The following is a 14745-nucleotide window of genomic DNA, read 5'->3' as shown; positions in this document are numbered from 1 at the left end:
CGGCGGGCGGGGTCGTAGGGTCGACCGCATGACGACCGAGAAGCCGCACGACACCTTCCCCCGGCAGTACGCCCGCACCGGGCGGTTCACCGCGGGGGCGCCCCGCTCGTTCAGCGTCTCCCCGGACGGCGCCCGGGTGCTGTTCCTGCGGGCCCGCGCCGAGGGCCGGCACGGCAACCTGCTGTGGCGGCTGGACGTCGCCACCGGCGCCGAGAGCGTGCTCGCCGACCCCGAGGTGCTGCTCGGCGGCGGCACCGAGGAGCTGTCCGACGCCGAGCGGGCCCGCCGCGAGCGCAGCCGGGAGACCTCCGCCGGCATCGTCGGCTACGCCCTGGACGCGGCCGGGCGCACCGCCGCCTTCGCGCTCTCCGGACGGCTGTTCGCGGTCGACACCACCACCGGCGCGGCCCGCGAACTGCCCGCCGCCGCCCCGCTGCTGGACCCGCGGCCGAGCCCCGACGGCACGCACATCGCCTACGCCACCCCCGGCGGCGAGCTGCGGGTGACCGCCGCCGACGGCAGCGGCGACCGGCTGCTGGCCGGGCCCGAGGGGGACGGGATCAGCTGGGGCCAGGCCGAGTTCATCGCCCAGGAGGAGATGGGCCGCGCCCGCGGCCACTGGTGGGCCCCCGACGGCAGCGCGCTGCTGGCCGCCCGGGTCGACGACACCCCGGTGCGCCGCTGGTGGATCGCCGACCCGGCCAACCCCGGCCGCCCGCCGGCCGAGGTCGCCTACCCGGCGGCCGGCACGCCCAACGCCGAGGTCGGGCTCTGGCGGCTCGGCCTGGACGGGGAGCGCACCGAGATCCGCTGGGACCGCGCCGCGTACCCGTACCTGGCCCGGGTGCACTGGTCGGCCGGCGGGCCGCCGCTGCTCCAGGTGCAGGCCCGCGACCAGCGCGAGCAGCTGGTGCTGGCGGCCGACCCGGCCACCGGGGAGACCTCGGTGCTGGTCACCGAGCGGGACCCGGACTGGCTGGAGCTGTTCGGCGGGGTGCCGGTGCGCCGGGCCGACGGGGAGCTGGTGCGGATCACCGACCGGGACGGCGTCCGGGTGCTGACCGTCGGCGAGAAGGCGCTCACCGACGCCGGGCTGCACGTCCGCTCGGTGCTCGGCACGGACGGCGAGCAGGTGCTGTTCACCGCCTCCGCCGGGGCCGCCGAGTTCGAGCGCCGCCCGCCCGGCTGGCTGGGCGTCTTCGAGGCCGGCCCGGACGGCGTGCGGGAGGTCGGCGAGGGCGCGCTCGGCGCGGTGCGCGGCGGGGGCACCACCGTGCTCACCACCGCCGACCCGATGCGCCCCGGCACCACCGTCACCGTGCACCGCGCGGGCGCCGAACCGCTGGTGGTCGCCTCGCACGCGGCGGCCCCGCTGATCGCCGCCCGGCCGGTGTTCCGGTTCGCGGGCGAGCGGCGGATCCCCTGCGCGGTGCTGCTGCCCACCGGCTACGACCCGGACGTCGACGGGGAGCTGCCCGTCCTGATGGACCCGTACGGCGGCCCGCACGGGCAGCGGGTGGTGCAGGCGCACAACCCGCACCTGGTGTCGCAGTGGTTCGCCGACCAGGGCTTCGCGGTGATCGTCGCGGACGGGCGCGGGACCCCCGGGCACAGCCCCGGCTGGGAGAAGTCGATCAGCCGGCGCACCGCCGAGGTCTCCGTCGAGGACCAGGTCGACGCGCTGCACGCGCTCGCCGAGGAGTTCCCGCTCGACCTGGCCAAGGTCGCCGTCCGCGGCTGGTCGTACGGCGGCTACCTGGCCGCCGCCGCGGTGCTCCGCGCACCGGACGTCTTCCACGCCGCGGTGGCCGGCGCGCCCGTCACCGAGCACGACCTGTACGACACCCACTACAGCGAGCGCTACTACGGCGACCCGAACACCGAACCCGAGTCGTACGCCGCCAACTCGCTGGTGGAGATGGCCCCTTCGCTGCGCCGGCCGCTGATGGTCGTGCACGGCCTGGCCGACGACAACGTGGTGGTCGCGCACAGCCTGCGGCTGTCCACCGCGCTGCTCGCGGCCGGGCGCCCGCACACCGTGCTGCCGCTGTCCGGGGTGACCCACATGACCCCGCAGGAGCAGGTCGCGGAGAACCTGCTGCTGCTCCAGGTGCGGTTCCTGAAGGAGGCGCTCGGCCTGCTGTAACGGCCCCGCCCGTGACATCCGTCATGCGGACGTCACGACGGCGGGCACTGCCGCGGCCACCCCCGTCCCGGGGAACCTGGAGGAGTCGGAGAGATACGGCCCTCGAAGGGACTTGGTGCAGATGGCGACGGGAACGGGGGAGGTCGCGGCCTTCCGGAACGTCAGCAAGAGCTACGGCCGGGTGAAGGCGGTGAACGGCCTCGACCTGGTGCTGCGACCGGGCGAGACGGTCGCCCTGCTCGGCCCCAACGGCGCGGGCAAGTCCAGCAGCCTCGACCTGCTGCTGGGCCTGCGCGAGCCGGACAGCGGCACGGTCGAGCTGTTCGGCGGCACCCCGCGGGCGGCGATCGCCGCCGGCCGGGTCGGGGCGATGCTGCAGAGCGGCGGCCTGATGACCGACGTCAAGGTCCGCGAGATCGTCGAACTGGCCTGCAAGGTCCACCCCCGCGGCCACGGCGTCGACGAGGTGCTCACCACCGCCGGGATCACCGAGATCGCCGACCGGCGGGTCGACAAGCTCTCCGGCGGCCAGGAGCAGCGGGTCCGGTTCGCCCTCGCGGTGGCCGGCGCCAACGACCTGATCGTCCTGGACGAGCCCACCACCGGCATGGACGTCTCGGTCCGCCGCCAGTTCTGGGACGCCATGCGCGCCCAGGCCGACGCCGGACGCACCGTGCTGTTCGCCACCCACTACCTGGAGGAGGCCGACTCCATCGCCGACCGGGTCCTGGTCCTGCACAAGGGCCGGCTGATCGCCGACGGCTCCTCCGCCGAGATCAAGGCCCGGGCCGGCGCCCGCCGGATCGGCTTCGAACTCCACCCCTCCGACGGCGGCGGCTTCGACGAGGCCCTGCTGCGCGCCCTGCCCGGCACCGTCGGACTCGAGGTCAGCACCCGCGCCGACGGCGTGCGCACCGTCCGGATCCGCTCCGCCGACGCCGACGCCGGCGTCGCCGCGCTCTACAGGGCGGGCCTGTACCCGCGCGGACTGGAAGTCACCAGCCTCGGCCTGGAACAGGCCTTCCTGACCATCACCGGCGAGCAGGACCGGGCCGAGAACGAAGAGGAGTACGTCCGATGACCACCCTGGTCCGGCTGGAGATCCTGCGCACCCTGCGCAACAAGCGGTACCTGATGTTCACCGTGCTCTACCCGGCGCTGCTGTACGTGTTCTTCATCAGCGCCTACGGCAGCGGCGGCACGGTGGCCGGCGGAGTCTCCGTCAAGTCGTACTTCATGGTCTCGATGGCCACCTTCGGCGCGGTCGGCGCCGTCCTGACCGGCTCCGCGCAGCGGATCTCGCTGGAGCGCAAGAGCGGCTGGACCCGCCAGCTGCGGCTCACCGCCCTGCCCGGCCGGGCCTACACCCTCGGCAAGATCGCCGCCTGCGCGGTCACCACGCTGCCCGCGATCCTGGTGGTCTTCGTGATCGGCGCGATCGAGGGCGTCGACCTCACCGCCGCCCAGTGGCTCGGCCTGGGCGCCGCGCTCTGGCTCGGCAGCTTCGTCTTCGCCGCGCTCGGCGTCGCCCTCGGCTACGCCGCCCAGCCGGACGCCATCCAGCCCGTCGTGATGATCGTCTACATGCTGATGGCGCTGTTCGGCGGGACCTGGTTCCCGGTCAGCGACTCGCTGAAGACCTACGCCCGGTTCAACCCGGTCTACGACTACAACCAGCTGGCCTCGTTCATCCACGGCCAGGGCGTGGCCGGCCTCCCGATCGCCGCGCTCGCCGCCTTCCTGGCGCTGTTCACCGCCGCCGCGGCCTACCTGTACCGCAAGGACGCCCAGCAGGCATGATGTCCCGCATGCAGACGTCCGCACCGGCCCGCCACCCCGACCAGACCGGGGAGGACGGGCCGGAGGGCCGTTGGACCACCTACCCCGGCGTGCCGGTGGACACCCGGCGGCAACTGCTGGCCAAGCTCGCCTGGACCTCCATCTGGGCGCTCTACCTGGCCTACCCCGTCCAGGACCTGACCACTGGTCAGCACACCCCGGCGGCGAGCGCGGCCGGAGCGGTCGCGCTGGCCGTCTTCCTGGCCTGCTACCTGTCGCTGATCGTGATCCGCAACCACCCGGGCTTCCGGCAGGCCAAGCGGTACCTGCCGCTCGCCGCGATGGCGCTGATCGCCGTCACCACCTCGTACACCCTCGGCGAGGCCTGGCTGACCCTGTTCACGTACACCTCGGTGTGCGCCGCGGTGATCCTGCCCGGCCGGCTCGGACTGGTCGGCGTGCTCGCCACCACCGGCGTCTTCGCCGTCGTCGGGCTCACCAGCCGCTCCGACACCGAGACCCTGGTCAGCATCGGCCTGCCCTGCCTGATGGCCGGACTCGCCATGCTCGCCATGCAGCGCCTGGTCGCCACCATGCGGGAGCTGCGCGAGGCCCGGGCCGCCGTCGCGCACCTCGCCGCCTCCGAGGAGCGGCTGCGGCTCGCCCGCGACCTGCACGACCTGCTCGGCCACTCGCTCTCGCTGATCGCCATCAAGGGCGAACTCACCGGACGCCTGATGGACGCCGGGAAGGCCGAGGCCGCCCGCGCCCAGGTCGCCGACATCGAACAGGTCGCCCGGCAGTCCCTGGCCGACGTCCGCAGCGCCGTCAGCGGCTTCCGCCGCCCCACCCTGCCGGTCGAACTCGCCGCCGCCCGCACCGCCCTGGCCGCCAGCCAGATCGAACTCGACGCCGACCCCCGGCTCGCCGAGGACCGCCCCGGCCTCGGCAGCGAGGAGTCCGGCGTGCTCGCCTGGGCGCTGCGCGAGGCCGTCACCAACGTCGTCCGGCACGGCGCCGGGGCAACCCGGTGCGCCGTCCACCTCGACGAGACCTGGGAGGAGGACGGCCGCTACGCCGTCCTGGAGGTCGTCGACAACGGCGCCGGCCCCGGCAAGTCCGCCGCTGGCAACGGCCTGTCCGGCCTCGGCGAACGGCTGGCCCAGGTCGGCGGCCGGCTGGAGACCGCCGCCGCCAACCGCGGCAAGGGCTTCCGGCTGCGCGCCCTGGTGCCGCTGCGGCCCGGACCCAGCGGGGAATAGGCTGCCCGGCGTGACGGACGGAACGGATGCACGACCGGTGCGGGTGCTGCTCGCCGAGGACCAGGGCATGGTGCGGGAGGCGCTCGCCGCCCTGCTCTCGCTGGAGGGCGACCTGGAGGTGGTCGCCCAGGTGGCGCGCGGCGACGAAGTGGCCGCGGCGGTGACCGCGCACCGGGTCGACGTCGCCGTCCTGGACATCGAGATGCCCGGCATGACCGGCATCGACGCCTGCGCGGAGGTCCGCAGGGTCCGCCCCGGGACGAAGGTCGTCATCGCCACCACCTTCGGCCGGCCCGGCTACCTGCGCCGGGCGATGGAGTCCGGGGCGGACGCCTTCCTGGTCAAGGACGCCCCCGCGGCCGAACTCGCCGAAGCCATCCGGCGGGTGCTGCGCGGCGAGAAGGTCATCGACCCCACGCTGGCCGCCGCCGCCCTCTCGGAGGGCGCCAACCCGCTCACCGGCCGCGAGCGCGACGTCCTCGCCGCCGCCGCGGACGGCGCGGTCAACGCCGACATCGCGGCCCGGCTGCACCTCTCCGAGGGGACGGTGCGCAACTACCTGTCGATGGCGATCCAGAAGACCGCCGCCCGCAACCGGGCCGAGGCGGTCCGGGTCGCCCGGGAGAAGGGCTGGCTGTAGGGCCGGCCGGCGAACGGGGGGCGGGAGGAGGAGCGGGGCGACGGCCACCGGCCCGCGACGCCGCCCCCCACGCGCCGGCCGGTCCGCGGGAGCCGGTGGTCAGTTGAGGCGGTGGCGGGCCGACCTCGCCTCCAGCCGGACCTTCGCCGCGCTCTCCGGGTCGAAGGCGTCCAGGATCTTCGCGTAGGCGTCCATCTCGGCGGCACCGGACAGGAAGTCGCCGGTCTTGACCAGCAACTCGGCCCGCTCCAGCCGGAGTTGGGCGGGGTGGCGGGGCAGCAGCAGGGCGAGCTCGGCCGCCCAGAGCTGGGTCCGGGCGTGCTCGGGGCGGTCGGCGGCCCAGCGCCGGATGTTGCCCAGCACGCGCAGCACGGTGTCCAACGGCTGCGCCGGGGTCAGCAGTTCGGGCGAGAACGGGTGGCCGGAGGCCGCGGACAGCCGCTCCACGTCCGGGATGTCGAGCAGCCGGCCGCCGTGGAACGGGTCGGCCAGCACGTACTCGTCGCCGCCGCCCGGATCGCCCACCGCGACGATGAAGTGCCCCGGCAGCGCGATGCCGTGCACCGTCAGCCCGGCCCGGGCGGCCACCGCCGACCAGACCAGCGAGAGCATGATCGGCAGCCCGCGGCGGCGCCGCAGCACCTCCGGCAGCAGCGAGGACTCCAGCCGCAGGTAGTCGGACTGCCGGCCGTGGAAGCGCTCGCGGCCGCCGAGGACCGCCGCGAGCAGCGCGGCGGTCTCCTCCGGCCCGCGCGGCCGGCGTTCGGCGACCGCCTCCCGGATCGCGGCGGCGTGCCGGTCCAGGGCGGCCTGACAGGCGGTCAGGAGGGCGTCCAGGGACGGCTGTTCGGCGCTGTCGCCGGGGTCGCCGAGGGTGTGCTCGGCGGCGGCGAGCAGGCACAGCAGCACCGGGTCGGGGTTCTCGCCCCGGGCTTCGGTGCGGAAGCGGGTTCTGCTCTGCTCGGTCACTGCGGCCTTCGGTTCAGCAGCGGTCGTGGCTCACTTCAGGTGGTGCACGCTACCGCTGGGGAAGGCGGGCGTAGTGGTAAGTGTGACTGGTCGTGAAGCCCAGCCGGTCGTAGAGCGCGATCGCGCCGCCGTTGTCGGCCTCCACCTGCAGGTATCCGCCGGTGGCGCCCTCCTCGGCGGCCCGGGCGGCCAGCGCGGCCATCACGGCGGTGGCCAGGCCGCGGCGGCGGGCGGCCGGGGCCACCTCCACCGCGCCGAAGCAGGCCCAGGCGCCGTCCACCACCAGCCGGCCGATGGCCAGCGGGGCGCCGTCCGGGCCGGGGACGCGGGCGAACCAGACCGAGGGCCCGCCGTGCACCACCGCGGTGGCGGCCGCCTCCAGGGCCGGGTCGCCGCCCACCCGGCGGTACAGCGCCAGCCACTCCGGCCCGGCGGTGCGGGCCAGCCGGACGTCCGCCGGGCGCCCGGCCCGGGCCAGCTCGCCGAGCGGGGCGGTGCGCACCAGCGTCGGGGCGAGGGCCGCGCCGAGCCGGTCCAGCTCGGCGGCCAGCCCGGGCGGCGCGCCGGGGGAGACCACCTCGACGTACGCGGGCAGCGAACGGGCCGCGTACCAGTCGCGCACCCGGTCCAGCGCCTCGTCCAGCGGCAGGCCCGGATCTCCCAGCGCCTGCACCGAGTTGGCCCGCCGGGTGAACCCGGACGAGGCGCGCAGCGTCCACTCGCCCAGCGGCTCCTGCTCGACGGCGGGCCAGCCGCGGGCCGCGGTGCGCTGCAGTTCGAGCGGGGTGGCCGCGGGGGCCGCCAGCCGCCGGGCCGGGAACGCCGGGACGGGCTTGCCGGCCACCAGCAGCCCGGCCGCGAAGCGCACCGGCACGCCGGTGCGCGGCTCGACCGTCAACCCGGCGCCGTCCCACGAGGTGAGCACGCCGATCACATCGCGGAACACCGGACGTCCGTCCGCCACGCCGTCGACACGCCGGACCGAGACGCGTCGTCCCACGTCAGACGGGTCTATCCGGACCTCCGGACGGGCCTCCAGCGGCACTGGGCCGACCATCAACCGCACCTCCTGTGCATTTGCGTCCCCCGACCCGCGATACTAGGGGCGGGCATCGACGGCGCCGCGCGCACCGCGCGACCGAGTAAACAGTAGGGCGGCAGCCCTTCCGAGGAGGAACGACAGCGTGACCTACGTCATCGCGCAGCCTTGTGTCGACGTCAAGGACAAGGCGTGCATCGAAGAGTGCCCCGTGGACTGCATCTACGAGGGCGAGCGGTCCCTCTACATCCACCCGGACGAGTGCGTGGACTGCGGAGCCTGCGAGCCGGTCTGCCCGGTCGAGGCGATCTTCTACGAGGACGACACCCCGGAGGAGTGGAAGGACTACTACAAGGCGAACGTCGAGTTCTTCGACGACCTGGGCTCGCCCGGCGGCGCCTCCAAGCTCGGCCTGATCGAGCGCGACCACCCGTTCATCGCGGCGCTGCCCCCGCAGAACGCCGAACACTGAACCGATCGGTGGCATCCACGCTGTGAGCACCAACGACAGCGCGCACGCGCCGCTCCCGGGCCACCCGGGGGCGGCGCGCCGCGTCTCCGACCGCCTGCCGGTCTTCCCGTGGGACAAGCTCGAACCGTACAAGCGCACCGCCCTGGCACACCCGGACGGACTCTGCGACTTCTCCGTCGGCACCCCCGTGGACCCGGTGCCCGAGCTGATCCAGCAGGCCCTGGCCGCGCACACCGACACGCCCGGCTACCCCACCGTGTGGGGCCCGCTGTCGCTGCGCGACGCGATCGCCGGCTGGCTGGGCCGCCGCTGCGGCGCCGAGATCGGCCCCGAGGCCGTCCTGCCCACCGTCGGCTCCAAGGAACTGGTGGCCTGGCTGCCAGGCCAGCTCGGCCTCGGCCCCGGCGACCAGGTCGCCTACCCGAAGCTCGCCTACCCCACCTACGAGGTCGGCGCGCTGCTGTGCGGCGCCGAGCCGGTCGCCTACGAGGACGTCGAGGAGCTGGACGGCTCCAAGGTCCGGCTGCTGTGGCTGAACTCGCCGTCCAACCCCACCGGGCGGGTGCTGGACGCGGCCGAGCTGCGCCGCGCCGTCGCCTGGGCCCGGGAGCACCGGGTGCTGCTGGTCAGCGACGAGTGCTACCTCGAACTCGGCTGGGAGGCCGAGCCGGTGTCGGTGCTGCACCCGTCGGTCTGCGACGGCTCGCACGAGGGCCTGCTGGCCGTGCACTCGCTGTCCAAGCGCTCCAACCTGGCCGGCTACCGGGCGTCCTTCGTGGCCGGCGACCCGGTGGTGGTCGCCGAGCTGCTGGAGATCCGCAAGCACGGCGGCATGATCGTGCCCGCGCCGGTGCAGGCCGCCACCGCGGCCGCGCTCGCCGACGACGCGCACGTCGCCGAGCAGCGGGCCCGGTACGCCCAGCGGCGCAGCGCGCTGCGGGCCGCGCTGGAGGCGTACGGGTTCCGGATCGAGCACTCCGAGGCGAGCCTGTACCTGTGGGCGACCCAGGACAAGCCGTGCTGGGAGAGCGTGGCCGAACTCGCCGAGCTGGGCATCCTGGTGGCCCCCGGCGACTTCTACGGCCCGGCCGGCGACCGGTTCGTGCGGGTGGCGTTCACCGCCACCGACGAGCGGGTGGCCTCGGCCGTGGAGCGGCTCAAGCGCTGAGCGCGCACGACGACGGGAGGGGCGGAGCCGGCCGGCTCCGCCCCTCCCGTCGTCGTGCGTCGTGCGCCGCGCCGGGCGCCGGGGGTCAGCCGATCGGCAGGCCGCCGCCGCCCACGCCGCCGAGCAGGCCGCCGACCGGGCCCAGCGCGCCGGTCAGGCCGCCCAGCGGGCTGCCGCCGCCCAGCGAGGGCACGCCGCCCAGGCGGTTGGCGGACTCGTGCTCGGTCAGGCCCGCGACGGCGCCCCCGACCGGCAGCGACTGGACGGCGCCGGTGACCGGGCCGAGCTTGTCGGCGGCCGGCAGGCTCTGGGTGAGCTTGTCGGCGGGCAGCGCCTTGGTCACGGTGGCCAGCGGGCTGGCGGCGGCCTTCTGGCCGGCCGGGACGACCTTGTCGGTGACCGCCGGGCCGACCTTCTCCTCGACCGCCGGGGCGACCTTGCCGGTGAGCGTGTCGAGCGAGCCGGTCAGCTGCCCGGCCTTGCCGACCGGGCCGAGCTTGCCCAGCGCGTCGTCGGTGGACGGCAGGTTGTGCGCGACGGTGCTGCCCGCCGCGTCGGCGGCCGCCGGGCCGCCCGCCGCCAGGGTCGCGGCGCCGGTGGTGCCGACCACGTGGCCCAGCTCGTGGGTGGCCCCCTGCACCGTGTCACCCGAGTTGGGGACGTCGGCCAGCTTGGTCACGCCGGCGCCCAGGTCGGTCTGCGGCACCACCTCGGTGGCGGAGGCGGCGCCCGCGGCCGCGAACGGCGCCGCGGTGGCGGCGACGAGCAGCGCGGCCTGGGCGATCCGGCGCGTGAGGGGGAGGGACATGGTGCTCCTAAGAAGTGAGGTCGACGGTCCGCCGGGCGGTCGGCGCGGGGCCGGCCCGTTCGGCGGGCGACGTGTATGACCGCAAGAGCACCGGGAAGGTTTCGGCCGGTCAAGGTCAAGGGTTGGCAAAGATCGGACGATCCTTTTTCGGGCCCGACGGGCGGACCGCCCGGGCGGCGGACCGTGCAGAACCGTCACTTCCCTTGCGGGCCGCGCCCTGCGGCGGACGGCGGCGCACCGGCCCGCGGACCCCCGGCCGACCGCCGCGCCGTCAGCGGGAGTTGACGCGAATCACCCGCTGGGCGGTCACCCGCGCACCAGTGCGTCAACGCACCGCCGGGGCGTCACTTCTTCTTGACCGGTTCGCCCAGCGTCACCAGCACCCGGTCCGAGGGCGCGTCCGCCAGCGGCTTCCAGCCCTGCCCGGGCCGGTCCACCCGCCACACCTTGCCGTCGTACGCGACCTGGCCGATGCCCAGCTGGGCGGCCTGCGCCACCGACCAGTGCGCCAGCGCCCAGCCGGTCTGCCCGGGCCCGCCGGCGCCCGCCGTGCTCGCGGTCGGCTGCGGGGTGAACGCCAGCACCTCGCGCGGGTCCTTGGCCGCCTTCTGGGCGCCCGCCACCGACACCGCCTTGCCGAACTCCCGGCGCACCCGCTCCGAGAGGTTCGCCGCCGTCGGCGCCTGCTCGGCCGGGTCGGTCGGGTTCGACTCGGGCAGCGAGTGCACCACGCAGTCCAGCGAGGCCGGCTCGCGGCCGGTCAGCACCGAGGACAGCAGCGTCGCGTCGTTCTCGTGCTTGGCGTACGCCTGCGGGTAGCCGCTGCGCTGCACCTGCTGGGCGGCGTCGGTCAGCGGCATCTGCGCGTACCCGTTCACCTTCACCAGCGCGTCCAGGAACTTGTTGGTCGCGTACACCGGGTTCATGATCTGCTCGACGGTGCCCCAGCCCTGCGAGGGGCGCTGCTGGAACAGGCCCACCGAGTCCCGGTCGCCGCCCTCCAGGTTGCGCAGCTTCGACTCCTGGATGGCCGTCGCCAGCGAGATGGTCACCGCCCGCTCCGGCAGGCCGCGGGACATCGCCACCGCCGTGATGGTGGCCGCGTTCGCCGCCGCCGTGAGCTCCAGCGTCCCCGAGCCGGCCGCGGTGGTGACGGTGCAGCCCTCGTCCGGGGGCGAGATCTTGTCCCGGTTCAGCCACACGATCAGGCCGCCGACCACCGCCAGCGCCAGCACCCCGACCAGCACCCGCCGCCACGGCCGCCGGCGCGGCGCCTCGTACGCGGCGTCCGCCGGGTCGTAGTCGGCGTCCTGCGCGTCGTAGTCGGCGTCCTCGGCCACGGGTGGCCCCCTTCCCTGGTGGTGCGGTCGCAGCGGTCCCGGCCCGGCGCGCGCTGTTCGCGGACACCGTAACCGCTCGGACGGCCGTACGGGTCCGCGCGGTTGCGCGGCCGCCCGCGGCGGGGCCGGCGGCGGCGGACAGGACCGGCAACCTTACCGATGCGGCCGTGCCGTATCGATAGGGTGGCCGCCATGAGCAGCCCGAACGAGCCCCTCGACCTGACCCTCGACGGCGGCGCCCTGACCGCCCGCCTCGTCGACTTCCCGTCCGTCAGCGGCGAGGAGACCGCCCTCGCGGACGCCGTCGAGACCGCGCTCCGGGCCTTCCCGCACCTCACCGTCGACCGGTACGGCAACAACGTGGTGGCCCGCACCCACTTCGGCCGGGACGAGCGGGTGGTGCTCGCCGGGCACCTGGACACCGTGCCGATCGCCGACAACGTGCCCTCGCACGTCGAGGGCGACCTGCTCTACGGCTGCGGCACCTCCGACATGAAGTCCGGCGTCGCCGTGCAGCTGCGGCTCGCCGCCACCCTCACCGCGGCCAACCGGGACGTCAGCTACGTCTTCTACGACTGCGAGGAGGTGGAGGCCGACCGCAACGGCCTCGGCCACCTGTTCGCCGTCCACCCCGACTGGCTGGCCGGGGACTTCGCCGTCCTGATGGAGCCCAGCGGCGCCGTCGTCGAGGGCGGCTGCCAGGGCAGCCTGCGCGCCGACATCACGCTCACCGGCGTCCGGGCCCACGCCGCCCGCAGCTGGCTCGGCGACAACGCCATCCACAAGGCCGCCGAGGTGCTGCGCCGGCTCGCCGAGTACCGGCCGCGCCGGGTCGCGATCGACGGCCTGGAGTACCGCGAGGGCCTGAACGCGACCCGGATCGACGGCGGCGTCGCCGGGAACGTCATCCCCGACGAGTGCCGGATCCACGTCGCCTTCCGGTTCGCCCCCGACCGCACCCTGGAGCAGGCCGAGGAGCACCTGCGGTCGGTCTTCGAGGGCTACCAGCTGGAGGTCGTGGACGCCTCGCCCGCCGCGCTGCCCGGCCTCGGCCTGCCCGCCGCGCGGGACTTCCTGGCCGCCGTCGGCGGCGAGCCCCGGGCCAAGTTCGGCTGGACCGACGTGGCCCGGTTCTCCGCGCACGGCGTCCCCGCCGTCAACTACGGCCCCGGCGACCCGAACCTGGCCCACAAGCGCGAGGAGCACTGCTCGCTCAGCGCGATCGCCGAGGTCGAGCAGCGGCTGCGGGACTGGCTCACCGCGTAGCGCGGCGGGGCCTCCGGCGGGCCCTCCGGCCGGGCCGGAGGGCCGGTGGAGCCGGGCGGGGTTCGCCCGACTCCCGCCTGGGCGACGGCTGTTATTTACCTCGGATCGCGCCTCGTCAGGCGTAGGGTTTCGTCATGACAGCCAACGGAGATGAACCCGTCCGCCGGCAGAAGAAGCCGTGGCCCGAGAAGCGCAAGGGCCCCGTGCTGCTGCGGCGCGACCAGGTCGAGACGAGTACGACGGACCAGCGGCTGCTGGACACCACCGGGCCGTCCGACTGGTTGCACACCGACCCGTGGCGGGTGCTGCGGATCACCTCGGAATTCGTCGAGGGCTTCGGCGCGCTCGCCGAACTCCCCACCGCCATCAGCGTGTTCGGTTCGGCCCGGACGCCGGTCGGCTCGCCCGAGTACGAGGCCGGGGTGGAGATCGGCCGGGCCCTGGCCGAGGCCGGCTACGCGGTGATCACCGGCGGCGGCCCCGGCGCGATGGAGGCCGCCAACAAGGGCGCCACCGAGGCCGGCGGGCTGAGCGTCGGCCTGGGCATCGAGCTGCCGTTCGAGCAGGGCCTGAACGAGTACGTCGACCTGGGCCTGAACTTCCGCTACTTCTTCGTCCGCAAGACGATGTTCGTGAAGTACGCCCAGGGCTTCGTGGTCCTCCCCGGCGGGCTCGGCACCCTGGACGAGCTGTTCGAGGCGCTCACCCTGGTGCAGACGAAGAAGGTCACCCGGTTCCCGGTCATCCTGTTCGGCAGCGCCTACTGGGGCGGGCTGGTGGAGTGGCTCACCTCCACCCTGGTCGCCCAGGGCAAGGCCAACCCGGCCGACCTCGAACTGTTCCACGTCACCGACGACGTGACCGAGGTGCTGAAGATCCTGGACGCCGCGCGCGGCCCGAAGGGCACCCCCGCGTAGCGGGGGCGACGGGCCGCCGCGGCCCGCGGCGACGGGCCGTCAGGCCAGCCCCCGGCGGGCCGCCGCCGGGGGGCGGGTGCCGCGGATCGAGGCCACCATGTCCAGCACCTGGCGGGTCTCGGCGACCTGGTGCACCCGGTAGACCTGCGCGCCCAGCCAGGCCGAGACCGCCGTGGTGGCCAGGGTGCCGAGCAGCCGCTCGTCCACCGGCTTGTCCAGGGTCTCGCCGACGAAGTCCTTGTTGGAGAGCGAGACCAGCACCGGGAAGCCGGTCGCGGTCATCTCCGGCAGCCGCCGGGTCGCCTCCAGCGAGTGCCGGGTGTTCTTCCCGAAGTCGTGCCCCGGGTCGATGATCAACCCGTCGCGCCGCACGCCCAGTTCGAGCGCCCGCTCGGCCAGGCCGACGGTCACCGCCAGGATGTCCGCCATCACGTCCTCGTACCCCACCCGGTGCGGACGGGTGCGCGGCTCGGCGCCGCCCGCGTGCGTGCACACCAGGCCCGCGCCGTACCGGGCCGCGACCTCGGCCAGCTTCGGGTCGAAGCCGCCCCAGGCGTCGTTCAGCAGGTCCGCGCCGACCTCGCAGACCGCCTCGCCGACCTCGTGCCGCCAGGTGTCCACGCTGATCACCGCGTCCGGGTGGCGCTTGCGCAGCTCCGCCACGAACGGCACCGTGCGGCGCAACTCCTCCTCCACCGTGACCTCTTCGCCCGGACCGGCCTTCACCCCGCCGATGTCCAGGATCGCCGCGCCCTCGGCCACCGCCCGGTCCGCGGCCGCGAACGCCGCCTCGTCCGCGAAGGTCGCCCCCCGGTCGAAGAACGAGTCCGGGGTGCGGTTCACGATCGCCATGACGACCAGCTCGTCCGGGCCGAACTCCCGCGTGCCGAGGCGTAGTGCCACCGGTGTCTCCTCCTCAGCGCTCCCGGGTGCAATGAT

The 14745-nt window shown here is 75.0% G+C and carries 14 protein-coding genes; 9 read left to right on the top strand and 5 right to left on the bottom strand.

Annotation, left to right across the window (positions count from 1 at the left end; translation table 11 throughout):
* Nucleotides 1-28: 28 nt before the first annotated feature.
* The 5 genes from EDD39_RS02050 (at nt 29) to EDD39_RS02030 (ending at nt 5827) form a co-directional block, all read left to right on the top strand.
* Complete coding sequence (locus EDD39_RS02050) at nt 29-2146, top strand: alpha/beta fold hydrolase (RefSeq protein ID WP_123553088.1); 2118 nt, start codon at nt 29-31, stop codon at nt 2144-2146.
* Between the two features lie 121 nt (nt 2147-2267).
* Complete coding sequence (locus tag EDD39_RS02045) at nt 2268-3227, top strand: ABC transporter ATP-binding protein (protein WP_123560059.1); 960 nt, start codon at nt 2268-2270, stop codon at nt 3225-3227.
* On the top strand, nt 3224-3946 hold the full coding sequence (locus tag EDD39_RS02040) for an ABC transporter permease (protein WP_123553087.1): 723 nt from the start codon (nt 3224-3226) through the stop codon (nt 3944-3946). The genes EDD39_RS02045 and EDD39_RS02040 overlap by 4 nt, the downstream gene beginning before the upstream one ends.
* A gap of 8 nt (nt 3947-3954) precedes the next feature.
* A complete protein-coding gene (locus EDD39_RS02035) occupies nt 3955-5187 on the top strand; it encodes a sensor histidine kinase (RefSeq protein WP_123560057.1) in 1233 nt (410 codons plus the stop codon).
* 10 nt (nt 5188-5197) lie between these two features.
* Entirely contained in the window at nt 5198-5827 is a 630-nt protein-coding gene (locus tag EDD39_RS02030) for a response regulator transcription factor (protein ID WP_279633950.1), read from the top strand.
* Nucleotides 5828-5926: 99 nt separating this feature from the next.
* Here EDD39_RS02030 and EDD39_RS02025 read toward each other — a convergent pair whose 3' ends face one another.
* Together EDD39_RS02025 and EDD39_RS02020 are read right to left on the bottom strand one after the other, a co-directional pair.
* Nucleotides 5927-6796: a transglutaminase family protein gene (locus EDD39_RS02025; RefSeq protein WP_123553085.1), complete on the bottom strand. Its 870-nt coding sequence runs from the start codon at nt 6794-6796 to the stop codon at nt 5927-5929.
* 49 nt (nt 6797-6845) lie between these two features.
* Nucleotides 6846-7853 (bottom strand): GNAT family N-acetyltransferase, encoded by a 1008-nt coding sequence (locus EDD39_RS02020; protein WP_123553084.1) that lies wholly within the window; start codon nt 7851-7853, stop codon nt 6846-6848.
* Nucleotides 7854-7980: 127 nt separating this feature from the next.
* Here EDD39_RS02020 and fdxA point away from each other — a divergent pair, with 127 nt between their 5' ends.
* Both fdxA and dapC read left to right on the top strand, forming a co-directional pair.
* Nucleotides 7981-8307, top strand: a complete 327-nt coding sequence (fdxA, locus tag EDD39_RS02015; protein ID WP_030459925.1) for a ferredoxin — start codon at nt 7981-7983, stop codon at nt 8305-8307.
* Between the two features lie 22 nt (nt 8308-8329).
* Nucleotides 8330-9475 (top strand): succinyldiaminopimelate transaminase, encoded by a 1146-nt coding sequence (dapC, locus tag EDD39_RS02010; RefSeq protein ID WP_123553083.1) that lies wholly within the window; start codon nt 8330-8332, stop codon nt 9473-9475.
* Between the two features lie 85 nt (nt 9476-9560).
* On the opposite strand, the gene EDD39_RS42630 is transcribed toward dapC, so the two are convergent.
* Entirely contained in the window at nt 9561-10283 is a 723-nt protein-coding gene (locus tag EDD39_RS42630) for a hypothetical protein (protein ID WP_425269631.1), read from the bottom strand.
* 344 nt (nt 10284-10627) lie between these two features.
* Nucleotides 10628-11623 (bottom strand): VldE C-terminal domain-containing protein, encoded by a 996-nt coding sequence (locus EDD39_RS02000; RefSeq protein ID WP_244256570.1) that lies wholly within the window; start codon nt 11621-11623, stop codon nt 10628-10630.
* A gap of 192 nt (nt 11624-11815) precedes the next feature.
* On the opposite strand from EDD39_RS02000, the gene dapE reads away from it, so the two are divergent.
* Nucleotides 11816-12889 (top strand): succinyl-diaminopimelate desuccinylase, encoded by a 1074-nt coding sequence (gene dapE / locus EDD39_RS01995; protein WP_123553082.1) that lies wholly within the window; start codon nt 11816-11818, stop codon nt 12887-12889.
* A 134-nt stretch (nt 12890-13023) separates the two neighbouring features.
* Nucleotides 13024-13806 carry an LOG family protein gene (locus EDD39_RS01990; RefSeq protein ID WP_123553081.1) on the top strand — a complete coding sequence of 261 codons (783 nt, stop codon included), beginning with the start codon at nt 13024-13026 and terminating at the stop codon, nt 13804-13806.
* A 39-nt stretch (nt 13807-13845) separates the two neighbouring features.
* Here EDD39_RS01990 and folP read toward each other — a convergent pair whose 3' ends face one another.
* A complete protein-coding gene (folP, locus tag EDD39_RS01985) occupies nt 13846-14658 on the bottom strand; it encodes a dihydropteroate synthase (protein ID WP_051816906.1) in 813 nt (270 codons plus the stop codon).
* Between the last annotated feature and the right edge of the window lie 87 nt (nt 14659-14745).

It is taken from the genome of Kitasatospora cineracea, from assembly GCF_003751605.1.
GTDB lineage: Bacteria > Actinomycetota > Actinomycetes > Streptomycetales > Streptomycetaceae > Kitasatospora > Kitasatospora cineracea.
Note: the sequence above shows the minus strand (reverse complement) of the source record. Positions and strands in the feature narration are given on the sequence as shown.

Coding starts and splice junctions, on each gene's coding strand:
- EDD39_RS02050 (WP_123553088.1), top strand. CDS start 29: ATGACGACCGAGAAGCCGCACGACACCTTCCCCCGGCAGTACGCCCGC.
- EDD39_RS02045 (WP_123560059.1), top strand. CDS start 2,268: ATGGCGACGGGAACGGGGGAGGTCGCGGCCTTCCGGAACGTCAGCAAG.
- EDD39_RS02040 (WP_123553087.1), top strand. CDS start 3,224: ATGACCACCCTGGTCCGGCTGGAGATCCTGCGCACCCTGCGCAACAAG.
- EDD39_RS02035 (WP_123560057.1), top strand. CDS start 3,955: ATGCAGACGTCCGCACCGGCCCGCCACCCCGACCAGACCGGGGAGGAC.
- EDD39_RS02020 (WP_123553084.1), bottom strand. CDS start 7,853: ATGGTCGGCCCAGTGCCGCTGGAGGCCCGTCCGGAGGTCCGGATAGAC.
- EDD39_RS42630 (WP_425269631.1), bottom strand. CDS start 10,283: ATGTCCCTCCCCCTCACGCGCCGGATCGCCCAGGCCGCGCTGCTCGTC.
- dapE (WP_123553082.1), top strand. CDS start 11,816: ATGAGCAGCCCGAACGAGCCCCTCGACCTGACCCTCGACGGCGGCGCC.
- EDD39_RS01990 (WP_123553081.1), top strand. CDS start 13,024: ATGACAGCCAACGGAGATGAACCCGTCCGCCGGCAGAAGAAGCCGTGG.
- folP (WP_051816906.1), bottom strand. CDS start 14,658: ATGGCGATCGTGAACCGCACCCCGGACTCGTTCTTCGACCGGGGGGCG.